The sequence below is a fragment of the Allobacillus saliphilus genome (assembly GCF_018138385.1).
Classification (GTDB): Bacteria; Bacillota; Bacilli; order Bacillales; family Alkalibacillaceae; genus Allobacillus; species Allobacillus saliphilus.
Genome location: NZ_JAGSIE010000040.1, coordinates 1 through 25,606 on the forward strand (window position 1 = coordinate 1; position 25,606 = coordinate 25,606).

General features: G+C 38.8%; 26 protein-coding genes, 1 pseudogene and 1 riboswitch. Of the genes and pseudogenes, 21 read left to right on the forward strand and 6 right to left on the reverse strand.

Going from position 1 to position 25,606, the window contains the following annotated elements; translation table 11 throughout:
* On the reverse strand, window positions 1-125 hold a 125-nt coding region (locus KC820_RS11795; protein ID WP_212371327.1), incomplete at its 3' end, for a helix-turn-helix domain-containing protein.
* A 211-nt stretch (window positions 126-336) separates the two neighbouring features.
* Here KC820_RS11795 and KC820_RS11800 point away from each other — a divergent pair.
* Window positions 337-489: a small acid-soluble spore protein P gene (locus KC820_RS11800; RefSeq protein WP_212371294.1), complete on the forward strand. Its 153-nt coding sequence runs from the start codon at window positions 337-339 to the stop codon at window positions 487-489.
* A gap of 146 nt (window positions 490-635) precedes the next feature.
* Here the strand turns inward: KC820_RS11800 and KC820_RS11805 are convergent.
* Window positions 636-2,887: pseudogene (locus tag KC820_RS11805) on the reverse strand (ATP-binding cassette domain-containing protein).
* A gap of 208 nt (window positions 2,888-3,095) precedes the next feature.
* Between KC820_RS11805 and KC820_RS11810 the strand changes: the two are divergent.
* From KC820_RS11810 to KC820_RS11840, 7 genes are all read left to right on the forward strand, one after another.
* Window positions 3,096-3,869, forward strand: a complete 774-nt coding sequence (locus tag KC820_RS11810) for an SDR family NAD(P)-dependent oxidoreductase (protein ID WP_144088408.1) — start codon at window positions 3,096-3,098, stop codon at window positions 3,867-3,869.
* Between the two features lie 48 nt (window positions 3,870-3,917).
* A complete protein-coding gene (locus tag KC820_RS11815) occupies window positions 3,918-4,664 on the forward strand; it encodes an SDR family NAD(P)-dependent oxidoreductase (protein ID WP_144088409.1) in 747 nt (248 codons plus the stop codon).
* Window positions 4,665-4,883: 219 nt separating this feature from the next.
* Window positions 4,884-5,393 carry a DUF1722 domain-containing protein gene (locus tag KC820_RS11820; protein WP_144088410.1) on the forward strand — a complete coding sequence of 170 codons (510 nt, stop codon included), beginning with the start codon at window positions 4,884-4,886 and terminating at the stop codon, window positions 5,391-5,393.
* An 18-nt stretch (window positions 5,394-5,411) separates the two neighbouring features.
* Entirely contained in the window at window positions 5,412-5,789 is a 378-nt protein-coding gene (locus KC820_RS11825) for a TIGR02328 family protein (RefSeq protein ID WP_212371295.1), read from the forward strand.
* 111 nt (window positions 5,790-5,900) lie between these two features.
* Window positions 5,901-7,001, forward strand: a complete 1,101-nt coding sequence (locus tag KC820_RS11830) for a nitric oxide synthase oxygenase (protein ID WP_212371296.1) — start codon at window positions 5,901-5,903, stop codon at window positions 6,999-7,001.
* 474 nt (window positions 7,002-7,475) lie between these two features.
* Window positions 7,476-7,763 (forward strand): hypothetical protein, encoded by a 288-nt coding sequence (locus tag KC820_RS11835; RefSeq protein WP_144088413.1) that lies wholly within the window; start codon window positions 7,476-7,478, stop codon window positions 7,761-7,763.
* A 52-nt stretch (window positions 7,764-7,815) separates the two neighbouring features.
* Window positions 7,816-8,316, forward strand: a complete 501-nt coding sequence (locus KC820_RS11840; protein ID WP_144088414.1) for a hypothetical protein — start codon at window positions 7,816-7,818, stop codon at window positions 8,314-8,316.
* A gap of 64 nt (window positions 8,317-8,380) precedes the next feature.
* Here the strand turns inward: KC820_RS11840 and KC820_RS11845 are convergent, their stop codons facing one another.
* The 3 genes from KC820_RS11845 to KC820_RS11855 form a co-directional block, all read right to left on the reverse strand.
* Window positions 8,381-9,007, reverse strand: a complete 627-nt coding sequence (locus KC820_RS11845; RefSeq protein WP_144088415.1) for an NAD(P)-dependent oxidoreductase — start codon at window positions 9,005-9,007, stop codon at window positions 8,381-8,383.
* A gap of 102 nt (window positions 9,008-9,109) precedes the next feature.
* Window positions 9,110-9,688, reverse strand: a complete 579-nt coding sequence (gene cudC, locus KC820_RS11850) for a choline uptake/conversion transcriptional regulator CudC (RefSeq protein ID WP_144088416.1) — start codon at window positions 9,686-9,688, stop codon at window positions 9,110-9,112.
* 217 nt (window positions 9,689-9,905) lie between these two features.
* A complete protein-coding gene (locus tag KC820_RS11855) occupies window positions 9,906-10,805 on the reverse strand; it encodes a glycine betaine ABC transporter substrate-binding protein (RefSeq protein ID WP_212371297.1) in 900 nt (299 codons plus the stop codon).
* Window positions 10,806-11,247: 442 nt separating this feature from the next.
* On the opposite strand from KC820_RS11855, the gene betB reads away from it, so the two are divergent.
* Together betB and betA are read left to right on the forward strand one after the other, a co-directional pair.
* Entirely contained in the window at window positions 11,248-12,705 is a 1,458-nt protein-coding gene (gene betB / locus KC820_RS11860) for a betaine-aldehyde dehydrogenase (protein ID WP_144162899.1), read from the forward strand.
* Between the two features lie 177 nt (window positions 12,706-12,882).
* Window positions 12,883-14,568, forward strand: a complete 1,686-nt coding sequence (gene betA / locus KC820_RS11865; RefSeq protein ID WP_212371301.1) for a choline dehydrogenase — start codon at window positions 12,883-12,885, stop codon at window positions 14,566-14,568.
* Window positions 14,569-14,697: 129 nt separating this feature from the next.
* Here the strand turns inward: betA and KC820_RS11870 are convergent, their stop codons facing one another.
* On the reverse strand, window positions 14,698-15,336 hold the full coding sequence (locus KC820_RS11870) for a GntR family transcriptional regulator (protein ID WP_212371302.1): 639 nt from the start codon (window positions 15,334-15,336) through the stop codon (window positions 14,698-14,700).
* A 128-nt stretch (window positions 15,337-15,464) separates the two neighbouring features.
* On the opposite strand from KC820_RS11870, the gene KC820_RS11875 reads away from it, so the two are divergent.
* The 11 genes from KC820_RS11875 to KC820_RS11925 all read left to right on the forward strand — a co-directional run bounded on the left by KC820_RS11875 (window position 15,465) and on the right by KC820_RS11925 (window position 25,415).
* On the forward strand, window positions 15,465-16,643 hold the full coding sequence (locus KC820_RS11875) for a CaiB/BaiF CoA transferase family protein (protein WP_212371303.1): 1,179 nt from the start codon (window positions 15,465-15,467) through the stop codon (window positions 16,641-16,643).
* 16 nt (window positions 16,644-16,659) lie between these two features.
* A complete protein-coding gene (locus tag KC820_RS11880) occupies window positions 16,660-17,523 on the forward strand; it encodes an HpcH/HpaI aldolase/citrate lyase family protein (protein WP_212371304.1) in 864 nt (287 codons plus the stop codon).
* A gap of 11 nt (window positions 17,524-17,534) precedes the next feature.
* Window positions 17,535-18,842, forward strand: coding sequence for a 2-hydroxycarboxylate transporter family protein (locus KC820_RS11885; RefSeq protein ID WP_212371308.1), 1,308 nt, complete (start codon window positions 17,535-17,537; stop codon window positions 18,840-18,842).
* A 241-nt stretch (window positions 18,843-19,083) separates the two neighbouring features.
* Window positions 19,084-19,193, forward strand: a riboswitch (TPP riboswitch).
* 136 nt (window positions 19,194-19,329) lie between these two features.
* Window positions 19,330-20,334, forward strand: coding sequence for an ABC transporter substrate-binding protein (locus KC820_RS11890; RefSeq protein WP_336511048.1), 1,005 nt, complete (start codon window positions 19,330-19,332; stop codon window positions 20,332-20,334).
* Window positions 20,335-20,367: 33 nt separating this feature from the next.
* A complete protein-coding gene (locus KC820_RS11895; protein ID WP_212371312.1) occupies window positions 20,368-20,655 on the forward strand; it encodes a thiamine-binding protein in 288 nt (95 codons plus the stop codon).
* Window positions 20,652-21,419: an ABC transporter permease gene (locus KC820_RS11900; protein WP_212371313.1), complete on the forward strand. Its 768-nt coding sequence runs from the start codon at window positions 20,652-20,654 to the stop codon at window positions 21,417-21,419. Before KC820_RS11895 ends, KC820_RS11900 begins: the two co-directional genes overlap by 4 nt.
* Complete coding sequence (locus KC820_RS11905) at window positions 21,420-22,145, forward strand: ABC transporter ATP-binding protein (protein ID WP_212371314.1); 726 nt, start codon at window positions 21,420-21,422, stop codon at window positions 22,143-22,145.
* Between the two features lie 24 nt (window positions 22,146-22,169).
* A complete protein-coding gene (locus KC820_RS11910) occupies window positions 22,170-22,766 on the forward strand; it encodes a YkoF family thiamine/hydroxymethylpyrimidine-binding protein (RefSeq protein ID WP_212371315.1) in 597 nt (198 codons plus the stop codon).
* Window positions 22,767-23,171: 405 nt separating this feature from the next.
* Window positions 23,172-23,921: a methionine ABC transporter ATP-binding protein gene (locus KC820_RS11915; protein WP_212371317.1), complete on the forward strand. Its 750-nt coding sequence runs from the start codon at window positions 23,172-23,174 to the stop codon at window positions 23,919-23,921.
* On the forward strand, window positions 23,911-24,576 hold the full coding sequence (locus KC820_RS11920; protein ID WP_212371330.1) for a methionine ABC transporter permease: 666 nt from the start codon (window positions 23,911-23,913) through the stop codon (window positions 24,574-24,576). Before KC820_RS11915 ends, KC820_RS11920 begins: the two co-directional genes overlap by 11 nt.
* A 17-nt stretch (window positions 24,577-24,593) precedes the next feature.
* Window positions 24,594-25,415, forward strand: a complete 822-nt coding sequence (locus KC820_RS11925) for a MetQ/NlpA family ABC transporter substrate-binding protein (RefSeq protein ID WP_212371324.1) — start codon at window positions 24,594-24,596, stop codon at window positions 25,413-25,415.
* The last annotated feature ends 191 nt before the right edge of the window (window positions 25,416-25,606 follow it).

A 25,606-nucleotide genomic window follows, 5' to 3' on the forward strand; every position in this document is an offset into this window, starting at 1 on the left:
GTGGTTTTTACGTCAAACAAAGCCCGGTTGAACAAAAAGCGTGAACAACCGAAGGTTTGATTGATTATATTTTGCTGGACTTTGTTCGGATAAATGCGAAATTTATAAGCTTTTTTGATAACCAACGGTTGTTCACTCCTTTTTTTGCTTTGTCTGTTTATATTATATAATATTTCTAAACAAAAGAGAACGTTCGTTCTTGGTTTTAGCTAAATTTCGGCATTCATCTCCCACCTAAAACGCTGTCGCGTTTTTGAGGAAGGAGTCTTCTGCCGTCTAATGATAAATTGCTTCCCTAGTCAAAAGCTATCTATAAATAAATGAAGGAGGGTAACGATGAGCGGAAAACCGAAAGGACCAAAACAGCAAAAAGAACCCAACCTACCAAAGAGTCCGAAACAGCCATATGGAGAACCTATGAAAGGCTCACATAAAGTGAAACAGCAAAATCACTCAGGTCAAAAACAAAAAACAGATCACGATATGTAACATTTGGGGAATAAAGTAAGAATTAATGGTGGTGGGGAACTTTTCAAAGCTCCCCCCTTACTCTTCTATTCACAGGTAGAGCTCAATTTTTGTGCCCTACCCTTGATATAGAACTCTCCACTACTTTTTTTATAAAAAATAACTTCTCAATCCCTCAACCACTTTGCCGTCACTGTATCAGCTGGGGACATCTGTTCTGGAGTTCCTTCAAATATGATTTCTCCCCCATGTTTTCCTCCACCTGGTCCGAGTTCAATGACCCAGTCACTCGCAGCAATAAAGTCGACATTGTGCTCAATAATGATGACCGAGTTTCCGCGTTCCACGAGTTTTTGAAAGACATCGAACAGCTTGTCGTTGTCTTGTGCGTGTAATCCCAACGATGGCTCATCTAGAATATAAATTTGTCCTTCTTTTTTGAGGTGGCTTGCCAATTTCAACCGTTGTACTTCCCCACCACTTAACGAACTCGTCGTCTGTCCTAATGTTAAATATTCTAGTCCAACTTCTCTTAGTGTATTGATGCGTTTGATAATTTTTGGCCGATCGAAAAAGTCTTTTGCTTCTTCAATCGTTAGCTGTAACACGTCTACGATATTTTTCCCTTTGTACGTATGTGAAAGAGCTTCATCTGAATACCTAGTTCCGCCACACGCTTCACAAGTCACGGATACGGGATCAGCAAAAGCTACATCTGGCTTCGTAATTCCTTTACCATCACAAATCGGACAGGCACCTAACGAATTAAAACTAAATAATCCAGCGGGCTCGCCCGTTTCTCGTGCAAATAGCGCCCGAATATCATCCATAATTCCCATGTACGTTGCAAGTGTTGAGCGACTGGAGATACCAATCGGAGCTTGTCCAACCATAATTGTTTCTGATATTTTTCAGGAAATGCTTCAAGCATCAACGAACTTTTTCCAGAACCAGAAACGCCACAAACAGATACGAGGACATTTTTCGGAATATCTACCGTGAGATCTTTTAAGTTGTTCATCGACGCGTTGTTAATCGTGAAAGTCTCATCAAACGAGCGTGGTTTAGAATTAATTTTATGTGTTTTTTGAAGCGACGTTGCAGCTCCTGACTGTTCCAAGCCTTCCTTGTTTCCTTGAAAAATCACTTCCCCACCATGCACACCAGCACTTGGTCCCATTTCGATGATTTCATCGGCAATTTTAATAACAGATAGATTATGTTCAATCACAATGACTGTGTTGTGTTCCTCTTTGATTCGTTTCAACATTTGAATGAGCAAATCAACCTCTTCAGGGTGTAGACCAGCAGTCGGTTCATCAAAAATAAACGTCATGTTGTTCAAACTACTCCCTAAATGACGTGCAATTTTTACACGCTGGGCTTCCCCGCCCGATAGTGATTCCATCTTTCGGGATAAGCTTAAATAGCCCAATCCTAAATCTACGAGCTGTTTTACGGATGGAATAGCTTGTAAAGCGATCGCCTGACCAATTGGATCATTGATTTTTTCAAGCTCTACTAATAGATCAGTCAGCTCGAGCGCATCATAATCAGCAATATTAAATCCATTAATCTTGCACTCAAGCACTTTTGGATTCAGTCCGGACCCTTGGCACGTCGGGCACGATGTACGCGTTGTCATCGCCAATACATCATCGAGAGTTGTTTGCGCTAACTTTGAAACATCTCGGTTAATGTATAATCGAGTAAAGCGTGGTAATAACCCGTCCCACTCATGAGGCTGCGGTCCATGCTTCGTATGAAACGGAGCAAAAACCCGCTCACCCTCAGGAGGTCCGTAGATAAATAACTGATAGTCTTCCTCCGAAAAATCTTTAATCGGTATATCAGGATTAAACAACCCGCCTGTAATCATCCACCTACCTTGCCAGCCAGATGGTGACAACGGTTTAAACTGTACCGCGTACTCCTTTAATGACTTATCTTCATCAACTAACTTGTTTACATCAGGTGCGACAATTTCACCAAAGCCATTGCAAGACGGGCACTGTCCAAATGAACTTTGGCTAGAAAAGTCCGTTGCCGTCTCAATCGGCGGGTCGCCAATGCGCGAAAACAGCAATCGGATCAACGGGTCGACATCCATATACGTACCAACCGTCGAGCGGGAGTTTCCACTCACTGGTCGCTGTTCAACAACAACGACGGGACTTAAATGTTTCAGTAAATCCGCTTCAGGACGCTCATACCGTGGCATTTGGTAACGAACATACATCGGATAATTCATCGTCATTTGCCTTCTACTTTCTGTTGCTAGCGTATCAAAGACGACTGAACTCTTTCCTGAACCGGAAATACCGGTGAACACCGTAATTTGTTCTTTTTGAATGTTGAGGTCGATATTTTTTAAGTTGTTTGCTTTCAGACCGCGTAAAATAATTTCATCTTTAGACATATGATCATCCTTTCTGACGGATCATCTATGTGATTTGCTTGAACGCATTTTAGCATACTTTTCATGGTGGTTTCACAATTGTATTTCCCTTTTCCACCTACATCATTCTACTTCAATCCAAATATTAGATATAAAATCTACATCATGATATCTTAATAAAAGTTACAAATTATGTATTACAACAATAGACTCAGAGAGGAATTTTTTGATGACAGACTTATTAAAAGGTAAAGCTGGATTAGTTACTGCAGCTGGATCAGGAATTGGCCGGGCAAGTGCGCTTGCTTTAGCGAATGCAGGGGCAAAAGTAATGGTCTCTGATATAAGTGAAGAAGGCGGTCAAGAAACGGTTAACCTCATTAAAGAAAATGGCGGAGAAGCACAATTTTTCAAATGTGATGTCAGTGATGAAGAGCAAGTGAAAACGTTAGTAGATGAAACAGTTTCTGCATTCGGCAAACTAGATTTTGCCCACAATAACGCAGGTATCAATGCTGGCCAAGTAAAAATTGGCGAAATGGACTCAAATGACTGGGATAAAACGATTAAAATCAACTTATATGGTGTCTTTTATTGTGTAAAACACCAAGTGAACGCAATGCTTCAATCCGGTGGAGGATCGATTGTTAACTCTGCTTCAGGTGCTGGATTAGAAGGTTCGCCGAATATGGCACCATACACCGCATCAAAACATGGTGTTGTTGGATTGACGAAATCTGTTGCATTAGAATATGGAAAGCAAAATATCCGTATCAACGCGATTGCACCAGGCGCAACGATTACGCCTGCAATTGAACGATGGGCAGAAAGTCAGCCTGAACAATACAATGGTGTATTAGAGTCATTACCAGCAGGTGAAATGTCTACACCCGAAGATCAAGGTAATGTTGTCATGTTCTTATGTTCTGATTTAGCTAGACAAATCAGTGGTGTGACAATCCCAGTCGATGGTGGTTATACAGCTGGAAAATTGCAACAGTAGGAAAACCGGAATTATACACAAATTGACTAGAAAGAAAAGGTGATTCTGATGAGACTAAAAGATAAAGTAGGAATTGTTACAGGAGGTGCGGGTGGCATTGGTCGTGGCATCGCCCTTGCAATGGCTAAAGAAGGCGCACATATTGCCATCGTAGATATCAATGAAGAAAACGGTCAAAAAGTACTTGAAGAAATCAATGGCCACACCGAAGGCATGCTTTTTATCAAAGACATTTCGAAAAGAGAAAATGTTGAAGATATCGTAGAAAAAGTTGTAGAAAAGTTTGGTAGACTGGATATCTTAGTCAATAATGCTCACGCATCTAAACAAGCACCATTTGCTGAGACAACAATGGATATGTTCGATTTATCCTTTAACACGGGATTTTATCCAACATTTAACTTTATGCAAGTGGCATATCCAGAACTTAAAAAGACAAAAGGTAAAGTCATTAACTTTGCTTCAGGTGCTGGAATTAATGGACAACCTACGCAAGCTTCCTACGCTGCAGCAAAAGAAGCAATTCGCGGAATTACTCGTGTAGCTGCGAACGAGTGGGGCGCAGATGACATTAACGTAAATCTAATTTCACCAATTGCGTTAACAGAAGGCGTGAAGCAATGGCGTGAAAACTTCCCAGAATTATACGATGAAACAATTAATAAAATCCCGATGAAACGTATGGGTGATCCAGAAAAAGATATTGGTCGCATCGCAGTATTCTTAGCAAGCGAAGATTCTGACTACATTACAGGTCAGACAATTATGTCAGACGGTGGATCAACAAAATTATAATAAAACGAATTCAGATAGACATAACTTCCATGTAGTTAGAGAAGTTATGTCTTTTTCGTATGAAATAGGATAAGGTCATCATAGTTGGTGATTATTACGCCATTAATGTAGACTGCTCATCTTCAACATTAAGCTTAAGAATGTAATGAAACTTCTTATTACTATGTCTAGCTGGGTTCAATTGATATACTTTAATCATCTCAATATGAGGTGATACGAATGTGGCAAGAAAATATAATAACCGACGAAAAACTGGTCCTTAAAGCCGCACAGGCTATATGGGCTATGAATAAATACTTGGTATTAGCTTGTAGTCAAAAGGATTATCAACAAATAAGAAAGTTATTACAGGCAGAGAATCGTGATCTCTCTGCTGTCTACAATATATTAGAAAACATAGAAACAACGTATGGTCACATACCAACAGAAGAGCTACCTCAACTTTCGAATGCGCTTTACCATATAGCGGGTTATTTCAAAAAACTAGTATCAAATGAAGAAAGACAAGAAATAAATTATTTAATTCAAACAAATGCTTCTCAAGCGCTAACGATACTTAAAGAAAATACTCGAAAATATCAAGTTCGTTATTTATTACATTCACGTTTTTGGACTCATGATCGTACGAAACCATTTAACCTTATTCCAATTGCAATGAATCATCATAACATTACTTATAAAGCAAACGAGTTAGTGTGGCATGGTGACTATTTATCAATTTATAATTGACGAGAAAAAGGTGATCTTATGCGTTTATGGCACGAAGAACTAATTCCAAATTTACCAAGGCCGCAGTTGTTAGGCCAACATCGTGAATGTTGTGCGTTACGCGGGTTAGGATGGGAAAAGAAACACGCCACAGTCGACTATGTTTTCACCCATTCCCCTTATAAATTGTATCAGTATCATTTGTTAGTCATCGAAGAGATGCAGCGTCGCGGTTATAAAAATGATCCGTTGTGGGAAGATCCAACTTATCGCGGAAAGGCTTGTCCTCCATATGATCTAGCCGATATGAAGGTCGAAAGATTAACTAAACCCATTTATCCAGAACATGACACCGCCTACTTAGAGGAATGTAAAAATAACTTGTTTGAGAAAGGTATCCGGTTATCATATGAATGAACAATCATAACTTCACGGAAATTCCTGATGAAAATGTTGAATATTTCTCCATATTTTAAGGCTCATAGCTTATAAGAACTATGCTAGTATCAAAATATGGAGTTGATAAACATGAATCAATCTGATTATTTATTACAAGAAGCTACTAACTTTATTCATAGCTGTTACACTGAACTTGGGATACCCGAAGAAGAACAAAACAAAAGAATTTCTGACATTGAAAGTGAAATACACCGTACAGGTACTTATGTCCATACGAGCGCAGAATTGACACATGGAGCAAAAATGGCTTGGCGCAATAATAATCGATGCATTGGCCGATTGCTCTGGGATACATTACACATTATTGATGCACGTCATATTTATACAGCAGAAGATGCATATGACAAGCTTATCGAACACATTAACTTTGCTACAAATGAAGGAAATATACGATCAACAATTACCATTTTCCCACCAAGATTCGGTGGAAAAGATCCAATGAGAATTTGGAATCATCAATTGCTACGTTATGCCGGATATGAATCCAATGGTGAAGTGATTGGTGATTCCACATCGATTGCTTTCACGAAAGAATGTGAACGGTTAGGGTGGTCAGGAGAACAAACAAATTACGATATTCTCCCATTAGTTATTCAAGAGCTAGGTCACACACCTAAACTATTTGAAATACCTAAGGAGATCGTGAAAGAAGTTGAAATTATCCATCCTCAATTTGAGGAATTTAAGTCGTTAAATTTAAAATGGTATGCGGTGCCAATCATTTCTGATATGAAATTAGAAATAGGTGGTATTGATTATCCGATGGCACCATTTAACGGTTGGTATATGGGTACTGAGATAGGCGCAAGAAACTTAGCCGATGAAGACCGATATAACGCCCTACCTAAAATTGCGGAAATAATGGAACTCAACACAAATTCAGATCGTTCCCTTTGGATTGATAAAGCTTTAGTAGAGTTAAACATCGCTGTGATCTATTCTTTTGAAAAAGCTGGAGTCACGCTTGTTGACCATCATACAGCAGCAAAGCAATTTAAAGCTTTTGAGAAAAAAGAAATGAAGCATAATCGCCCAGTTACAGGGAATCGGGCATGGCTCCTTCCACCACTATCGTCAGCAACAACACATATTTACCATAAACCATATAAGAATGACATCGTTTCGCCGAATTACTTTTATCAAGAAAAAGCATACGAGCCTGCTACGTAAATTAATAGTACATGAAATAAAAGAAGTGTTTCGCGACAATATGCGAAACACTTCTTTTTTTATATTATCACTTTGCTATTATTTTGCATAAGATACTTCAAGTAATTGCATAATTTCTAGGTGGTGAGATTAAATTGTACCGACAAACATATAGTACACGTACACCTTTTAGTAATGTAGTGTTGCTCGATATGAAGCAAGGTGATTGTCATTCAAGATGGCCGTTCAAAACATGTTTCTACGATTCATCTAAAAGTAAATGCGGGGTATAATCCACAGCTCTTTCTTGGGAAATTTTCTAAAGACCATGTATTGGATATATTGGTAAGTATTGATTCAGGGGGGAGCGGTGGATACGGGATTTATTATATTTACTCCTTCAAAAAGAATACGCCATGACTGCTGTTTGACTTCGAAAGATACAATCATCGTTATACGTTTGAAGTCAATTATGAAGATTTTTATAAAGTAAATGTGAAAAGAAAATCGTCAGATCACATATTCACTCTTGATATTTCTCATAAAGGTCATCAAGATCTATCAAAACTTTACGATAAAAACGGCTTATTAAAACAACCTGTTCAAGGTGAAGTACTTGCTGTTAGCTCTTTATATCCGATCGTTACGCATCTCTCTGACAACAATTACGATTTACTGATTATGCAGCGAATTATTGGTACATCTAATGCAGATACATGGGGATATGTCGAAAACCTTTTAACATGGAATGGCACACATTTTGTATCCGCCTTACAACAATAATCCTTGAATCAAAGTAAATTGCTCTCTTCTATTAGAGTTACGGAGGTATTTTATGATAAATTTTCATTCATTTAATGGAACAATTACGATGATCAGTGATTTTCCAATAGGTCAAGATGATGAGGAAGCAGGCTGCTATAAGTTGATGTCTGTCGAAAATAACTCAGATGAGTTAGTGAATTTCGTTGTAACACCTTCAACTTACTTTGTTGATCACGTAGCGGTGAAAGTGGGAGATCGTGTAACCGGATATTATGACGGTGATGCACCCACCACTCTTATATACCCGCCACAATATGAGGCACTTGTCATGGTTAAAGAGAACCAAAATCAACATGTAAAAGTTGATTATTTTAATCACCAGTTAGTGAGTAGTGACGGGCAATTAGCACTGAATATCTCTCCATATACTCAAATCGTGCTAACAAATGGTCAGACATTTACACAACCACCGACAAATCGAGATTTAATTGTCGTTTATGGACCTGCAACCTTTAGCATTCCTGCACAAACTACCCCTTACAAAATCATTGTGTTATGTATTAAGAAATAACTCGCCTAGCAGACGAGTTATTTTTTATTAATTAATTAGAATATGATTCGCTCAAACTTGTTGGTTAATAAGCAATTCCTACACGCTTTCGGATAAAGGTATCTTCTGTAAGCTGTTTATATGCAAAGGCTGCTGTATCCTGAACCGAAATTTTCTTGCCGTCTACAGGCAGCATCTCTGCTTCCACACGATAGTCTCCTACTTCTTCTCCTTCAGGCAAATACGTCGGACAAACAACCGTCCAATCAAGGTCTGATTCTTTCAAAAGCTCATATGCTGCAGCATGATCCTCGGCTGCAGTAGTTGTTTTCCGCTTCGACTCACTGGATTGAAACCGATAAATGCTAGGGTTTACTCTACTATTTAAAATCCCCGCCGTTCCAATCGCAATATATCGTTTTACATGATAGTCGTTCATGAGCTGAATAATCGTTGGCGTGTAGCGAGAGAGCACGTTGTTTTTATCTGTGTTTAATGCACTGACAACCGCTTCCATAGAGATTGTAGTCATAGCTCTCTTCAATGCTTCTTCATCAAGTACATCGCCTTGTACAATATATAAATTTGAATGCTCTAACGTTATTTTCTCAGGTGATCGAACAAGTGCCACCACTTCATGCCCATCTTGCAACATCTTTTCGAGCAAAACAGTTCCTACCCGTCCTGTTGCGCCTAATAGTAATATCTTCATTGGCTTCCCTCCTCTTTATTTTAAAAAACGTAGAGATTTGTAGTTTAACGGATTCTTTAGAAACTTGCGAACAAAATAATGTAAAAAAGAAAGAGACTTCCGTTAAGAGTCCCTTTCCTCATCATCTAAAGGTATATAATCAAATATTTCACCGGATTTCGTCAGCTTTGTGAGCTTTTCCAACCAACGATAATAAACTCTAGCATCTTCCAGTTGCTGATAATCCAATTCAGCCTTTTCTCTTAATACTTCATCTGTCTCAGGATCCTCAATGACTTCCTTCAGTTGTTCCTGAGCTTTTTTCAAGCTAACCAAGTACATATTCACTTCACGTTCCCACTTCATACCATAGAAATGGGAAAAATAATTGAAAAAATTCTTTTCAGCAATAAATGAATCCTTTCTCGAACCCTTCTGCCATACCTTTTTAACGATATTAATATCTTGTAACTTGCGGACGGAAGTGCTCATGCTCGGTTTACTCATCCCAAGCGCATCTTTCATTTCATCAAGCGTAATCGGCTCGTGTTTAAAATACATCGTTGCGTACAGACGTCCCACTGAAGGTGTAACACCATACAAGTCCATCGTTTCAGAGATGGTATTAATCATCATCCGTTCAACTTGTTCAATCTTTTCTTGAGCATCTTCATTTTGTGAATGATTCCGTTTTTCTTCCATGGGGGCACCTCTTTTTTGTATATTGCACTTGAGTCATTCATGCGAGTAAAGAAGCCGTTATATCACATGCTGCGAATCGTAGTATGTTTGTTTAGTTTGTTAAGTACAAATTGAATGTTTCTTTCATTTTATAATTAGTATGGCAAAGAAGCAAGCTAAAATCAGCACTTTACAAAAGAGACGATCCTCTTATTGAGAACCGTCTCTTTACCTCTATTTATTTCATCCACTCATCAACGACATCTTGATTTTCTTCCACCCATTTTTCGGCGCCTTTAAGTGGATTGTCTTCGTTTTCTTTCGTTTGGATCATTAAATCACCCAACTGCTCATCATTCAGCTTAAAGTTCATCAACCATTTGCTGACATCTTCATGATCTGAGTCGAAACCATCACGAGTTGCCATATAAATTTTCTCTACTTCACCAAAGGTCTTTTTCGGATCGTCTAAGAATTTTAGATCTACTTCAGAGAAAATGTAATGTGGCTTCCATAGTGGCGCAACAATCGGTTCTTCATCTTCGACTGCGAGTCTAATTGACGAAATCATTGCCGCTGTACTGCTTGCTGATAAATTGTAGTCAAGACCATATTCATCAATGACTTCCTGTGCAACAATCATCGTACCTGCTCCAGATTCAAAGCCAATGATTTCCCCATTGAATTTGTCTTTATTTGCATTCAAATCTTCAATACTATTGATATCTTTCATATATGTTGGAACAGCCAACCCAACTCTACCATTTTCATACCATGGTTCCTCAAAGAAATTGGCTTGATCTTTAAACTCTTCATAGTAACTCTTGTCTTGGACAGGCAACCAGATCTCAGGTGCGATATCTAATTCTCCTGCTCCTAACGCAGCCATTTGTGGCCCCATCTCAAGTAACTTCAAATCAACTGTATACCCTTCATCTTCTAATAGAGCTTTCCATAGATTTGTAACGGCAATATTTTCAGGCCAATTAATTTGTCCGATCGTAATTGTTCCTTTGTTTTCTTCCGACCCATTCGTGTCTTCATCTGATTCTGCATCTGAGCTCGATGAACCACATGCTGCCAGCACTAAAAATATTGTCGCGATTAAAGCAAATAGACTTGTTCGTTTAATATTCATTACTTACAAACACCTTTCCCTTTTTGTTTTTTTGTTATATCTAGATTTAATGTTCCAAATTTTTAATGAATGTATTGATATGAAAAGAAAATACGCTTTCTCGCCTCCCTTTGTTAAATAAAATAAATTTATTAAATTTTTTCTTAACAAATTATTCATATCTTATAGGTTAAAGAAATATTTTCTTTTGTCAAATCAATATTCTGTTTTTTTCCTGCTTCCTTGTTGTTCTAGAAGTAACGAGACAAATTTTAAGTTTTTCAATAGGTTATTCAAAAACGTAGTCATTGCGGTACATGGCAAGCAAATGACCAATCTCCCTCAACTATGATTTGACAACGAAATTAAATCACTGTTAGGATTAGTTTATTAGAAACGTTAAATTTTTATTTAACAAACTTAACGTTATTCGTATAGGAGTGATGATGTGAAGTTACAAAAGATGTATATAAATGGAGAATGGCTGCATGCCAAATCCGAAAAGACTCGTGAAATTATTAATCCTTTTAACCAAGAAGTAATCGCTACAGCAGTAGAAGGAAATGCTGAAGATGCAAAAACAGCGATTCAAGCCGCACGCGTAGCATTTGATGAAGGCAGTTGGAGTACAATGCCTGCAAGTGAGCGTGGTGCAATCGTCAATAAAATTGGTTCATTGATCGAGCGAGACTTAGAAGAACTGGCAGAACTCGAAACATTAGATACGGGTAAAACCGTTCAAGAAAGTCGCGAAGATATGGCCGACATTGCGAATGTATTCTTTTATTTCGCAGGTCTCGCTGATAAAGATGGTGGCGAAGTCATTGCTTCTCCAATCCCGAATAGTGAAAGTAAAGTCGTTCGTGAACCTGTCGGTGTCTGTGGTCAGATTACACCATGGAACTACCCACTGCTTCAAGCCGCATGGAAACTCGCACCTGCTTTGGCTTCAGGCAACACGCTAGTCATGAAACCGAGTGAGATTACACCATTAACGACTGTAAAAGTTTTTGAACTCATGGAAGAAGCTGGTGTACCAAAAGGTGTTGCGAACTTAGTACTCGGAGCCGGAAAATCTGTAGGCGCTGAATTAGCTTCCAACCATGATGTCGACTTAATTTCATTCACCGGTGGCATCGAAACAGGAAAAACGATTATGCAAGCAGCGAGTGACAATATGAAAAAAATTGCTTTCGAGCTTGGCGGTAAAAATCCGAACATCGTTTTTGCCGATGCTGACTTTGAAACAGCTGTTGACCAAGCATTAAACGCTGTATTTTTTCACGCAGGTCAAGTGTGCTCTGCGGGAGCGCGTCTGTTAGTAGAGGAAAGCATCCATGATGAATTCGTAGAAGAGTTAGTTGAACGAACGAAACGAATTAAATTAGGAAACGGTTTCGATGAAGACACACAAAGTGGACCAATGATTTCAGCTGAACACCGCGAAAAAGTGGAAAGCTATGTAGAAATCGGTAAAAACGAAGGTGCCAAACTCGTCGTTGGAGGTAAACGTCCAGAAGACCCTGAGTTAGAAGACGGTTTTTTCTATTTACCTACAATTTTCACAAACTGCACAAGCGACATGCGCATTGTTCAAGAAGAAGTGTTCGGCCCAGTACTCACCGTCGAAACATTCCAAACGAAAGAGGAAGCCGTCCAACTTGCTAACGATACGATTTACGGATTGGCTGGTGCCGTTTGGACACAAGACTTGAGTAAAGCAGAATTTGTTGCTGCCCGTTTACGCATGGGAACAGTTTGGATCAATGACTTCCACCCTTACTTTGCGCAAGCACCTTGGGGCGGTTATAAACAATCAGGTATTGGCCGTGAACTTGGACGTGAAGGCATGGAAGAATATACCGAGTTAAAACACATTTTCCGCAATAAACAACCGAAACCGATTAAATGGTTTAAGTAAGAAGTCGATGGCGTACTGATAGATTCTTAAAAAGGTAGCTGTACCATGATTGCTCATGGTGCCTTCCTTTTGCACATTTTGTTAAATTTTTATTTAATAAATAAAACAAACTAAATAAAATATCAATGAGGATAAGTTTTTAGATTCTATAAAACAATCTTCAAGGGGGTAAATGACATGACACAAACATATGATTACGTAATTGTCGGCGGTGGGAGTGCAGGTTCTGTACTCGGTAACCGCCTCAGCGCAGATAAAAATAACAGTGTTCTTATTTTAGAAGCAGGACGAAGTGATTACTTTTGGGATTTATTTATTCAAATGCCTGCCGCGTTAATGTTCCCATCCGGCAATCGCTTTTATGACTGGATCTATTCAACAGACCCTGAGCCGTATATGGACGGGCGCCGTGTCGCTCATGCTAGGGGGAAAGTACTTGGTGGATCAAGTTCAATCAACGGGATGATCTATCAACGAGGTAACCCATTAGACTATGAGAAGTGGGCTTCAGAACCAGGGATGGAAAAATGGGATTTTGCCCATGTCCTTCCGTACTTCAAACGGTTAGAAAAAGCTTTTGGAGCCGATTCTTCCGATGAATACCGCGGGCTTGATGGTCCGATCAAATTAAAACGTGGCCCTGCAACTAATCCGTTATTCCAAGCATTCTTTGAAGCTGGCGTTCAAGCGGGTTATGCAAGAACACCTGACGTCAATGGATTTCGCCAAGAAGGCTTTGGTCCTTTTGACAGCCAAGTGCATAACGGTAGACGTGTATCTGCGTCACGTGCCTATTTACGCCCAGTGATGCATCGCAAAAACCTTACAATTGAGACACGTGCTTTTGTAACAAGCATCAATTTTAACGGTAAAAAAGCAGAAGGATTAACATACAAGAAGAATGGAAAAATTCATCACGTCAACGCAGGAGAAGTCATTCTTTCTGGTGGTGCATTCAATACGCCGCAGTTATTGCAGTTGGCTGGTGTAGGAGACGCAGAACATTTGCGCTCTGTTGGCGTTGAACCGATTCATCACTTGCCAGGGGTTGGAGAAAATCTAGAAGATCACTTAGAAGTATATATTCAGCACGCTACTCCTGAGCCCGTTTCCATGCAGCCGAGCTTAAACAAACTAAAAATGCCTTGGATTGGCTTGCAATGGTTACTTGGTCGTACCGGACCAGCAGCATCTAACCATTTCGAAGGTGGCGGGTTCGTCCGTTCGAATGATGAAGTTGACTATCCGAACTTAATGTTCCACTTCTTACCGTTAGCTGTCCGCTATGATGGTCAAAAAGCAGATACGAAACACGGTTTCCAAGTACACGTTGGACCAATGTATTCCAACTCAAGAGGAAGATTGAAGATTCGTTCCAACGATCCATTTGAATATCCAAGTATCGTCTGTAACTATTTATCTACCAAAGAAGATCGTCGCGAGTGGGTAGAAGCTATCCGTGTGGCGAGAGATATTTTATCTCAGCCAGCGATACAAAAATATAGCTCTGGTGAAATTTCACCTGGGCCTTCTGTCCAAACAGATGAAGAGATTATCGAGTGGGTTAAAAAAGACGGAGAAACAGCACTCCACCCATCATGTACAGCTAAAATGGGGCCTGCCTCTGATCCAATGGCTGTCGTGGATCCAGAAACGATGAAAGTGCATGGGTTAGAAAATATCCGCGTCGTGGACGCATCCGCCATGCCACGAACAACGAACGGAAATATCCACGCACCAGTATTGATGCTAGCTGAAAAAGCAGCAGATATTATCCTCGGTAATGAACCGTTGGAACCAGAGTATAAAGATTATTATCGTCACGGCGTTCATGCCCCAGATGCAGGAACGGTTAAGGCGTAAAAATAATCATGAGATAGGAAAGAGACCGCTCGTTTAGAGAACGGTCTCTTTCTTTTTGCAAAAAATGAAATGAGCTTTAGATTTAGTGTAGCTAAAAGCAGTATCACTAATATATTCTAGTTACTTTATTTAATTTTGCGGATTTGAATTAATATTAGATAAGAAATCTTCTTTTGTTCTCAATACGTGATTTTGAGCATGTTCGCGAGCGGCTTGTTTATTTTGGTTTAAAATTGCCTGTACAATTTGTTCATGTTCTTTAATTGATTTTTCCACTTGGAAATCCACAAAATCCGGAAATTGTGGCTGTAATCCATTCCATAAATCCGAGAGTAATGAATATAGCCGTGCACTATTCGAAGCTTTCCATATAAACGCATGGAAGGCTTCATTTAATTCTACATAGCTATCACCTTCTGAATATTTAATTTTATTATGAATTGATTGAAGTTCATCAAAATGTTCCGGAGAATCACACGCTCGTTCTGAAGCCATCCCTTCCAGAAATGCACGAATTTCATAGTGAACTTCAATATCTTCTGTTCTTAAGCCATTTACTACAACTCTTCGATTACTCTGAATATTGATAAGTCCTTCTCTGTCTAATACTTGAAAAGCTTCCCTAACAGGCATTCGCGAAACTCCTAACAAATTCGCAATGCCTTCTTGCGTAATCTCTTGTCCTTCCTGTAAAATTCCATTGTAAACCGAACTTCTTAGAGAATGAAGAACTTGATCCGTCGTTGATAACTTTTTTATTTTTTTCATAATTATCTTCCTCATTTTGTATTGATGTATTTATTATAACTCATTGACAATTGAAAATTTAACAAATATAATGTGCTTTATTAATTGGATACAAAATACATTATACAAAATACAATTGGAGGATTAAAATGTTACCCTTAGAAGGTATAAAAGTCATTTCATTAGAGCAAGCCGTTGCAGCGCCATTTGCCTCCAGGCAACTCGCTGATTTAGGGGCTCGTGTTATAAAAGTTGAAAGACCTGAAACAGGTGATTTTGCGAGAAACTATGATCAAACAGTAAACGGAATGTCTAGTCACTTTGTGTGGATCAATAGATCCAAGGAATCTCTCACATTAAATATGAAAGCGGATTCAGGTAAATCAATATTTAAAGATTTACTAAAAGACGCAGACGTAGTGCTTCAAAACCTAGCTCCGGGGGCGATGAATCGTTTAGGTTTTAGTAATGAAGAACTTCATAATATTAATGACAAGTTAATTATTTGTAATATTTCTGGCTATGGATCTAATGGCTCTTACGTCAACAAGAAAGCCTATGATTTGCTCATTCAATGTGAGGCTGGTTTCTTATCGATTACGGGAACTGAAGAAACACCTTCTAAAGCTGGAATTTCAGTAGCAGATATTGCAGCTGGCATGTATGCATATAGTGGTATTTTAAGTAGCATTATCAAGAGAGCTAGAACTGGTAAAGGAGAAGTGCTGGATATATCCATGTTAGAAGCATTAGGTGAGTGGATGGGCTTCCCAATGTATTACTCACTTTATGGAGATAAGGAACCAAAACGTACAGGCTCTCATCATGCAACTATTTATCCTTATGGGCCTTTTCAAACCGCTGGGGAAGACACTATTTTCTTTGCCATCCAAAATGAAAGAGAATGGGTAAATTTCTGTGAAAATATTTTACATAATCCTGACCTAGCTGTAGATTCTCGTTATTGTAACAATTCGAAAAGAGTTGAGAACAAAGAAAGTTTGCAACGTGAAATAGAAGATGTTTTAAGCACTAAAAGTCTGCATGAAGTTATGAATGAACTGGAAGAAAATAAAATTGCTAATGCTCAATTAAAAAACATTAAACAATTTGCTAACCATACTCAACTTCGTGAAAGAAAGAGATGGATAGATGTTGAGACACCAGTAGGAAGGATTAAATCACTCCTCCCACCTGCCGCAAATAGTAAAGAAGACATCAAAGTATCTCCTATTCCAGAAATAGGAGAGCACACAAATCAAATATTAACAGAACTAGGTATGGATCAAGATACAATTAAACAATTAAAAGACTCTCAAGTTATATAAAAAGGGCTGATTAATTATGTTAAATAGATCTTTGTTATTTGTACCGGCAGATAAAGAAAAGATGCTCAGGAAAATAAATGAATTACAAGCGGATTTAATAATTATAGATTTAGAAGATGCAGTTAGAGTTGATGAGAAGCATATCGGGAGAGATTTGATTAGGAAATATATTGGCGACTGGGAAAAACCTGTATTTATTCGCGTCAACAGTATAGAAACAAGTGAATTCCAAGTAGACATGCAATTAATCCTGGAAATAAGCAATGCGGTGTCATTACAAGGTGTAATGCTTCCAAAGTCCTCATCAAGACGTAATATTGAAGAGCTTGCAGAACATCTTGAAACAATTGAAAATCAAGGAAGTAGACAATCAAAATTATCGATTATTCCTCTGATTGAGAGTGCTCTAGGAGTGCATAACTCTATAGAAATTGCATCTAGTCACCAACGGGTTATGATGTTAGCTTTCGGTGGTGTTGATTTTACCACCGATATCGGCGCTCAAATTACAGACGGAGAAATGGAATTACTATATGCACGTTCAAAACTGGTTATTGCTTCTCGTTGTGCAAATATAAAACAACCAATTGATACTGTTTATACGAACTTCAAAGACAATGATGGGTTCATTGAAAATTGTATATACGTTAAGCAGTTAGGTTTTGCAGGAAAGTTATTAATCCACCCATCCCAAATTAAAAGTGCTAACGCTGTGTTTTCTCCTTCAAAAGAAGAATATGAATTTGCACAACGATTGGTATCCCGAGCTCTTACAGAAAAAGGGGCCTTTCAATTAGATGGAAAGATGATAGATAAGCCAATTATTGAGAAAGCTGAGAGGATTCTCAATGAATATGAACTAATTAAATCAAAAATCTAGGGGGATAAAATATGGCGCAACCAGCTCAAAAAAATGATCATTTTAAAATGAATACAAATCCAAATAGAAGTCGAGTAAGTATTTTTAACATTCCCATTGTATGGTTTGCAGTTATAACTGCTTTGGCATTAGTGGCTATGTATACTGATAATTTACCTACAGGAATTATAGGTGGTTTACTCATCATGATGGTATTAGGTGAGTTATTTGGCTGGATTGGTGATCATACTCCAATCTTAAGGAGCTATCTAGGTGGCGGTGCAATCCTAGCAATTTTCGGTTCCGCTTTTATGGTATATGCTAATCTGATTCCTGATCAGACGGTTACACTTATTACTGACTTTATGAAATCAGGAGGATTTCTAAACTTTTATATCGCTGCCCTAATAACAGGAAGTATACTAGGAATGAACTCTGAAACATTGAAAAATGCTGGTGCAAAGTTTGCCCTTCCTCTTCTTGCAGCTGTAGCAGGGTCCATAATTTTAGCAGGATTTGTTGGATTAGTAATTGGTTTCGGTTTTAAAGATGCAATCTTAGTAATTGCAATGCCTATCATGGGTGGAGGTATGGGAGCAGGTGCAATCCCTATGTCCCAGGTTTACTCAGAAATCTTGGGTAATGACCCTTCTTATTATATCTCGATATTGGTGCCTGCATTAGCACTAGGAAACGTCTTAGCTATTATTTTCGCTGGATTATTAAATATGTTAGGTAATAAATTCCCTTCATTAACAGGAAACGGACAATTAATGGCTGGATTTAATGTAGAGAATAAAAAGATAACGTATAACATTGGAGAAATGGGAATTGGAGTCTTAGCAGCTTTAACGTTTTATATCATCGGTAAAATGCTTGGTAACTTCATTCCACTTCACCCATATGCACTAATGATCATTTCAGTTGCCATATTCAAGCTCGCTGGTTGGTTACCACCGATTATCGAGTCCGGGGCAAATCAATGGTATCAGTTTGTTGCAAAAAACTGGACACTTGCACTCCTAATTGGTATTGGAGTCGCTTATACTGACTTGAATGCTGTGATTAATGCCTTAACTCTAGAATACATCTTACTTGTATTTAGCGTGGTGCTTGGAGCAGCCCTTGGAGCTGGTATACTCGGTAAACTAGTCGGTTTCCATCCAATCGAAGCATCTATAACTGCAGGTTTATGTATGGCTAATATGGGAGGAACAGGCGATGTCGCTGTGCTATCAGCTTCCAAACGAATGGAATTAATGCCTTTCGCTCAAATTGCCTCTCGTCTTGGCGGAGCACTCATTTTGTTGATTGCAGGACTAATTGTACCGTTGTTATAGAATATAAGTAGCGGCTATCATCAGGTGATAGCCGCTTATGTATTGCTTCTTCCTGAATTCATTCGTCTACTTCACTTATCTCAGAAACAAAGATTAATACCGCCACGGCGTTCATGCCCCAGATTCAGAACTCTAGTAGTCTAAGTCATTTCCCCCGAATTCCCTCTCTTCCAAATATTATTTGCAAGCGCCTTCTTCCTATGGCATACTGTGGATTGTAAGGCAATTTAAAAATTTCATACGTTATATGTAGGGGCGCTAGTCATGCTAGCTGAGATTGTATTCTTGAAATACTGACCCTTAGAACCTGATCTGGTTGGTACCAGCGGAGGGAACATTTCATTCGAATCATTTTTACATAAATGAGATATATTCCTGTGCGCTAAAGAACCAATCTTTAGCGCACTTTTTTGTCTTTACACGCTGATTTGCCAATCGTTTTTTAAGGATTCTATTCATATAGCGAAAAACTTATGGGGGTATTCAAGTGAAAAAATGGATGAGCATCATTTTGTTTGTAGGGATTATTTTCTTAGCGGCTTGTGGTCAAAGTGATGAAAGTAATGGAAGTGACGAAGAAGGCAATGCTGACCTAACACCTGTAAAATTCGCGCTTGACTGGACACCGAATACGAACCACACAGGGATTTATGTCGCAAAAGAAAAAGGTTTTTTCAAAGAACAAGGACTAGATGTTGAAATTTTACTACCTGGCGAAGTTGGCGTGAATCAGCTGCTAGCCGCTGGAAAAGCAGACTTTGGGGTTAGTTACCAAGAAGGTCTCACACAGGCACGTTCAGAAGGTCTTCCTCTTGTCTCGATCGCTGCAGTAATGCAACATAATACAGCCGGTTATGCTTCCCCTGTAGAAAAAGGGATTACTTCGCCAAAAGATTTTGAAGGGAAAAAGTTTGGCGCATATGGTTCCGATCTCGAAAAAGCGATGATGACAACATTAATGGAAAATGATAATGCCAATGTGGATGAAGTTGATTTCATTACAACGGGGGACTCTGATTTTTTCGTTGCTGTTGAACGCGATGTCGACTTTTCACTTGTCTACTACGGTTGGACTGGAATTGAAGCAGAACTAAGAGGTGTAGATTTAAACATGGTTTATCTCGCTGACTTTTCCGATAAGCTTGATTTCTACACACCGATCCTTGCTACTAATGAAAAGATGATTTCCGAAGACCCTGAATTGGTAGAAGCTTTTACACATGCAGCTGTGAAAGGGTATGAGTTTGCGATTGAGCAACCGGAAGAAGCTGCACAAGTATTAATCGATGAGGTACCAGATCTTGATCCTGAACTTGTTAAGCGCAGTCAAGAATGGCTATCGCCTCGGTATAAAGATGATGCCGATCATTTTGGTATCCAAGAACAAGAAAGATGGCAGAAATTTGCTGACTTTCTATTAGAAAATAACATTATTGATGAAGCAGTAGATATTGATCAAGCATTTACGAATGAGTTTTTGCCAGAGAAATAGGTTCATGGATTACAGAAAAATAGGAGTGGTTTTATGGCAAATGCATTGCTAAGTATTCAAATAATCCCTAAAGTCGATGATCAAGATGTATATTCATTTGTGGACGAAGCAATTGCCGTGATTGAGGCAAACGATGTGAAATACAGCGTACATCCATTGGAAACAACGATGGAAGGTGAATTGTCGGAGTTACTACAAATTGTACAAAAAATGAATGAAAAAATGTCAGCGTTAGGTGCTCCAAGCGTCATCTCTCAAGTTAAAATTGCTTACCGACCTGAGGGAATCACAATGGATGAACTCGTGGAGAAATACGAATGAAAACGAGTTTACTAAAAAAAACATGGAGACCATTCCTTGCCATCTTATTATTTATTGGAATATGGGAAGTAGCGACAAGACTTTTTTCCATTGAGGAATGGCTACTCCCTGCCCCTTCCGATATTGTGGTGGAGGCGAAAAGCGTTATTCCAACCTTTTTGCCTCATCTACAATCAACCGTAACGTTATCTGTATCGGGCTTTCTCATCGGGACAACAGTCGGTTTAGGGGTGGCGACGATATTACATCTCATGCCGAGAGTTCGAGAAACGTTTTTTCCTTTTATTATTATTTCTCAGAATATGCCGATTATCGTTCTAGCGCCATTACTAGTAATCTGGTTCGGATTCAATGCGTTGCCTAAGTTAATCATCATTACGTTAGCCTGTTTCTTTCCGATTGCGGTTTCTGCCTTAGGTGGATTTACACAAACGAACCGGGAGTTAGTCCACTATATGAAAATGATGGGCGCGAATAAAGCACAGTTATTCTGGAAATTGGAATTACCACATGCCGTTCCGTCAATCTTTTCGGGATTAAAAATCGCAGGAACATACAGCGTCATGGCAGCCGTCGTATCCGAATGGTTAGGTGCACAAAAAGGGATTGGGGTATTTATGACACTTGCCGCTTCTTCCTATCGAACATCACGTGTATTTGTAGCGATTATCGTTGCAATGATCATCAGCTTAGCCTTTTATGGACTGATTCTACTATTGGAGAAGTTTTTCATTCGCTGGCAGCAGAAGGGGGAAAACAATTAGATGTTGGAATTACGTCATGTGAGTAAGTCTTTTGGACAAAAACAAGTTCTTCAGAAAATTTCACTTCACGTAGCGAATGGAGAGTTTGTTTCAGTCATCGGTCCCTCTGGAAGTGGAAAAAGTACGATGTTTAGTCTGATTGGAGGCCTTCTTGAGCCAGATGCTGGTGAAATATATTTAAGTGGAGAAAATATAACCAATAAACGTGGATTCATTAGTTATATGCCACAGCAAGCTTCCTTATTTCCATGGAGAACGATTATGGAAAATGTGTTAGTCGGCCAGGAACTACAAGGAAAGAAAGATTACGAACGAGCGAAAACAATGTTAGAAAGAGCAGGACTCGGTGATGTGATACACGCGTATCCTCACGAATTATCCGGTGGCATGAAACAGCGGGTCGCTTTCATCCGTGCTTTGTTAAGTCCGCAATCCTTAATGTTGCTCGACGAACCGTTCTCTGCTCTTGATGAGTTTACTCGAACCGATATGCAAAAGTGGCTACTATCCATTTGGGAGGATGACGAACAATCGATTCTATTTATTACCCATAACATCGATGAGGCATTATTTTTGTCTGACAAAATTATTATCCTATCCGTCAATCCTGCAGAAATTAAAGAAGTCATCGAAGTCCCATTTAAGAGACCACGGGATGAAGAATTACTGCTTTCAGAAGAATTTCTTCAGTGGAAAAGAAGAATTATGGAAGTCATTCAATTTTAAACATATCGATGAGGAGGAATGATGATGCAAAATCAATCTTGTAATAACCAAAACGTAAGTGCGAGTTTTTCCATTCATCCGATGAGTGATGATTTTAAGGACATCATTCTCGGCGCGTTAGATGAAGTGGATACATCAAACGTTTGGTTGGAAACAGATGATGTTTCAACCAGTGTACGCGGCACGTCCACTCATGTTTTCGATGTAACAAAAGCGCTATTTATCCATGCGGCAAAGACGGGGAAACATGTTGCCTTTCAAGCCACTTATATGTGTGGATGTCCAGGTGAGCCTGGCGAAGAAACCACGTTTGAAGTTGATGAAATCCCGCTGAACAAAGAAAAGGTGGAAGATACAAAGCAATATGTTGCAGCGAAGTTCTCCCTCTACCCTTTAGGTAATGGCGATTATATGGATCTTATTTTTCAACAAATCGAAGCAATGAAATCGTTTGTTTCTGTTTCTTCTGCTCCTTTAGCAACACGCTTAGAAGGCGAAGCAATCCAAGTATTCAACGGCTTAGAAAAAGTATTTAATGCGACAGTGGAAGGTGGATCCAGTCATACCGTCATGACCGTTTCTATTTCAGCGAATAGTCCGTCGCATACAGATAAAGTGTAAGCTCATCGTAATTACAAAAGAGACCAGAGACCACGAGATAGTGTAATCTAAACTGTGTAAGTAGAAGAACGTACGGCTTCTACTTGCCGGTTTGGTTTTTTATTTACTTAGAATGATTATATATAGAATTGAAGAAATTTAAATGACGGAAATTAAGCGTAATCCTAAATCAGTGAATTGGGGCTAGAGGATGAAGTAATTTCATGCCGCGGCCGAGTCGTGTACTGGCTAAACCAAAGTGCACAGTTGCCCGTTCTAATCCTACATTTACTATAACAGAAGTTTACCCTTGATTAGACATGTAGTAACTATTAAACTCATTATAGAATTTAAATATATAACAAATTGAAAGAGATTGTAATATACCGATCGAACTTTTCACATGACTGCAAGATGGAGGCTTCTATGGTTAGTTTACAGAATGTTACCAAACGATACGGCGCGTTTAAAGCGATTCAATCCATATCATTAAACATTAAACCTGGGGAAATCCACGGTATTATTGGCGCGAGTGGCGCAGGAAAATCTACATTATTGCGTATGATGAATTTACTTGAAAAACCTGATGAGGGCGATGTCATTATTAACAATAAAAAAATCAATCATTTAAAAGGCAAAGAGATTCGAAATATACGCCAGTCGTTAGGCATGATTTTTCAAGGATTTCATTTAGTCGGCAACAAAACGGTTTTTGATAATGTCGCTGTGCCATTAGAAATTGCCAAAATAGCAAAAAAGAACCGAACAGAACGCGTGATGGAGAGCTTGCGTTTCGTCGGTCTTGAAGCCTATAAAGATAAGTATCCTAGACAACTTAGTGGGGGACAAAAACAGCGTGTCGCTATTGCACGTGCCATTGTTAATAATCCTAGCGTTTTGTTATGTGACGAGCCAACATCATCACTTGATCCAACAACGACAATGGAAATACTTGAGGTACTAAAGCAAATTAATCAGCAACTTAACGTAACCATCATCATTGTGAGTCATGAGATGGAAGTCATTAGAAGCCTCTCTGAGCGAGTAACAGTGATGGAAGATGGTCAAATTTATGAGGTAGTAGAAATAGAGCCGACAGGTGTAAATAAAAGTACGAAAGGGGCAGCAACATTTGTCGAACAGCTGAAGTCAGGAGGTGATTCCAATCCTTCCTAAAGTATTAGTGGAGTATCAATCTGAGATTTGGGAGTCGATTGTCGAATCATCTATTATGGTAGGTTTTTCAGTATTAGCGGCATTGTTAGTTGGACTACCCATTGGAACATTTTTATTTCTATGTCGTAAGGGACAATTACTAGAGAACAGACTCGTTTTTTCATCATTAAATTTACTCGTAAACATTATTCGTTCATTCCCATTTTTACTACTCGTAATTTTTATGATCCCATTTACGCGATTTGTTATGGGAACTGCAATAGGTACAGCTGCCGCAACACTTCCTATGATGGTGATTGCCATTGCACACTACTCACGACTTGTGGAGCAATCCCTACTCGATGTACCAAAGGGGGTGATTCAAGCAGCTGTCTCGATGGGAGCATCCGTTAAAGATATTATTTTTAAGTTTTTATATGTTGAATCACGTTCTGCCCTCGTTTTAAGTATGACGACATCCACAATTAGTTTTATTTCCTATTCAACGATTATGGGGGTTGTCGGTGGTGGCGGAATTGGGGACTTTGCCATTCGATATGGTTATTTACAATATCGAACAGATTTAATGGTTTATATCATTATCATTATCGTGATATTTGTACAAATTATCCAATATTCAGGGATAACCTTAGCAAGAAAAATAGATAAAAGGTAGAAAGAGGGGAACAATCTATGAAAAAATCACTATTAGTAATCATGATCGCTCTCGTAACATTTCTAGTTGCATGTAGTGGCGATGATCAAACAGATAATAATGCAAATGAAGAAAATGACGTACAAACATTAAGAGTTGCAGCTGTTGAGTCACCAATGACAGATGTTGTAGAAATTGCAAAAGAACTTCTCGCCGAAGATGGTATTGAGGTAGAAGTTGTTGAGATGGGCGATTACATACAGCCAAATGAAGCACTAAAAAACAAAGAGATCGATGCAAACTTTTCACAACATGTACCATTCATGCAACAATTTAATGAAAATGCCGATGGTAACTTAGTTGACGTTCAACCGATTTATTTTGCTAACTTCGGCCTTTATGCAGATGGATATGAAAGTATTGATGAATTACCAGATGACATAACAATTGGTATTGCCAATGACCCATCTAATGTGGATCGTTCTTTACGCTTATTAGCATCCCATGGTTTGATTGAGCTAAATGAGATTGACGGAGAGCAATATGGATTAGATGATATTATCGATGAATCACACAACTTCAGTTTTGAACAAACAGAAATTGCTGCGTTATCACGTTTATATGAAGATGTGGATGGAGTTATTATGAACCCAACACATGCGAGCCATTTAGATTTAACACCAGCTGATGATGCACTTATCACAGAAAAAGAAGATAACAAATTTGCGATTACATTAGTAGCCCGCGAAGATAATGCGGATTCTGAATTAATTCAAAAGTTAAGGGAAGCAATGACAAGTGAAGAGGTAAGAGAGTTTCTAACGGGACGTGAAGGAGAATCAGCTGTACCGGCATTTTAATAAGAAAATCTCATTTATTTAGAAGTGTACCGAGAAAGTAGGTACGCTTCTATTTTGATTCGTAGTAGAAACATACGCGGAAGTGATCATACAATTAAACTTTTGTCACTCTCAAGAATCAATTTCATAATTGCTCTTTTTAAAAATACAAAGACTTCTCCAATGTTTTGAATTGCATTTTTAAAAACAGA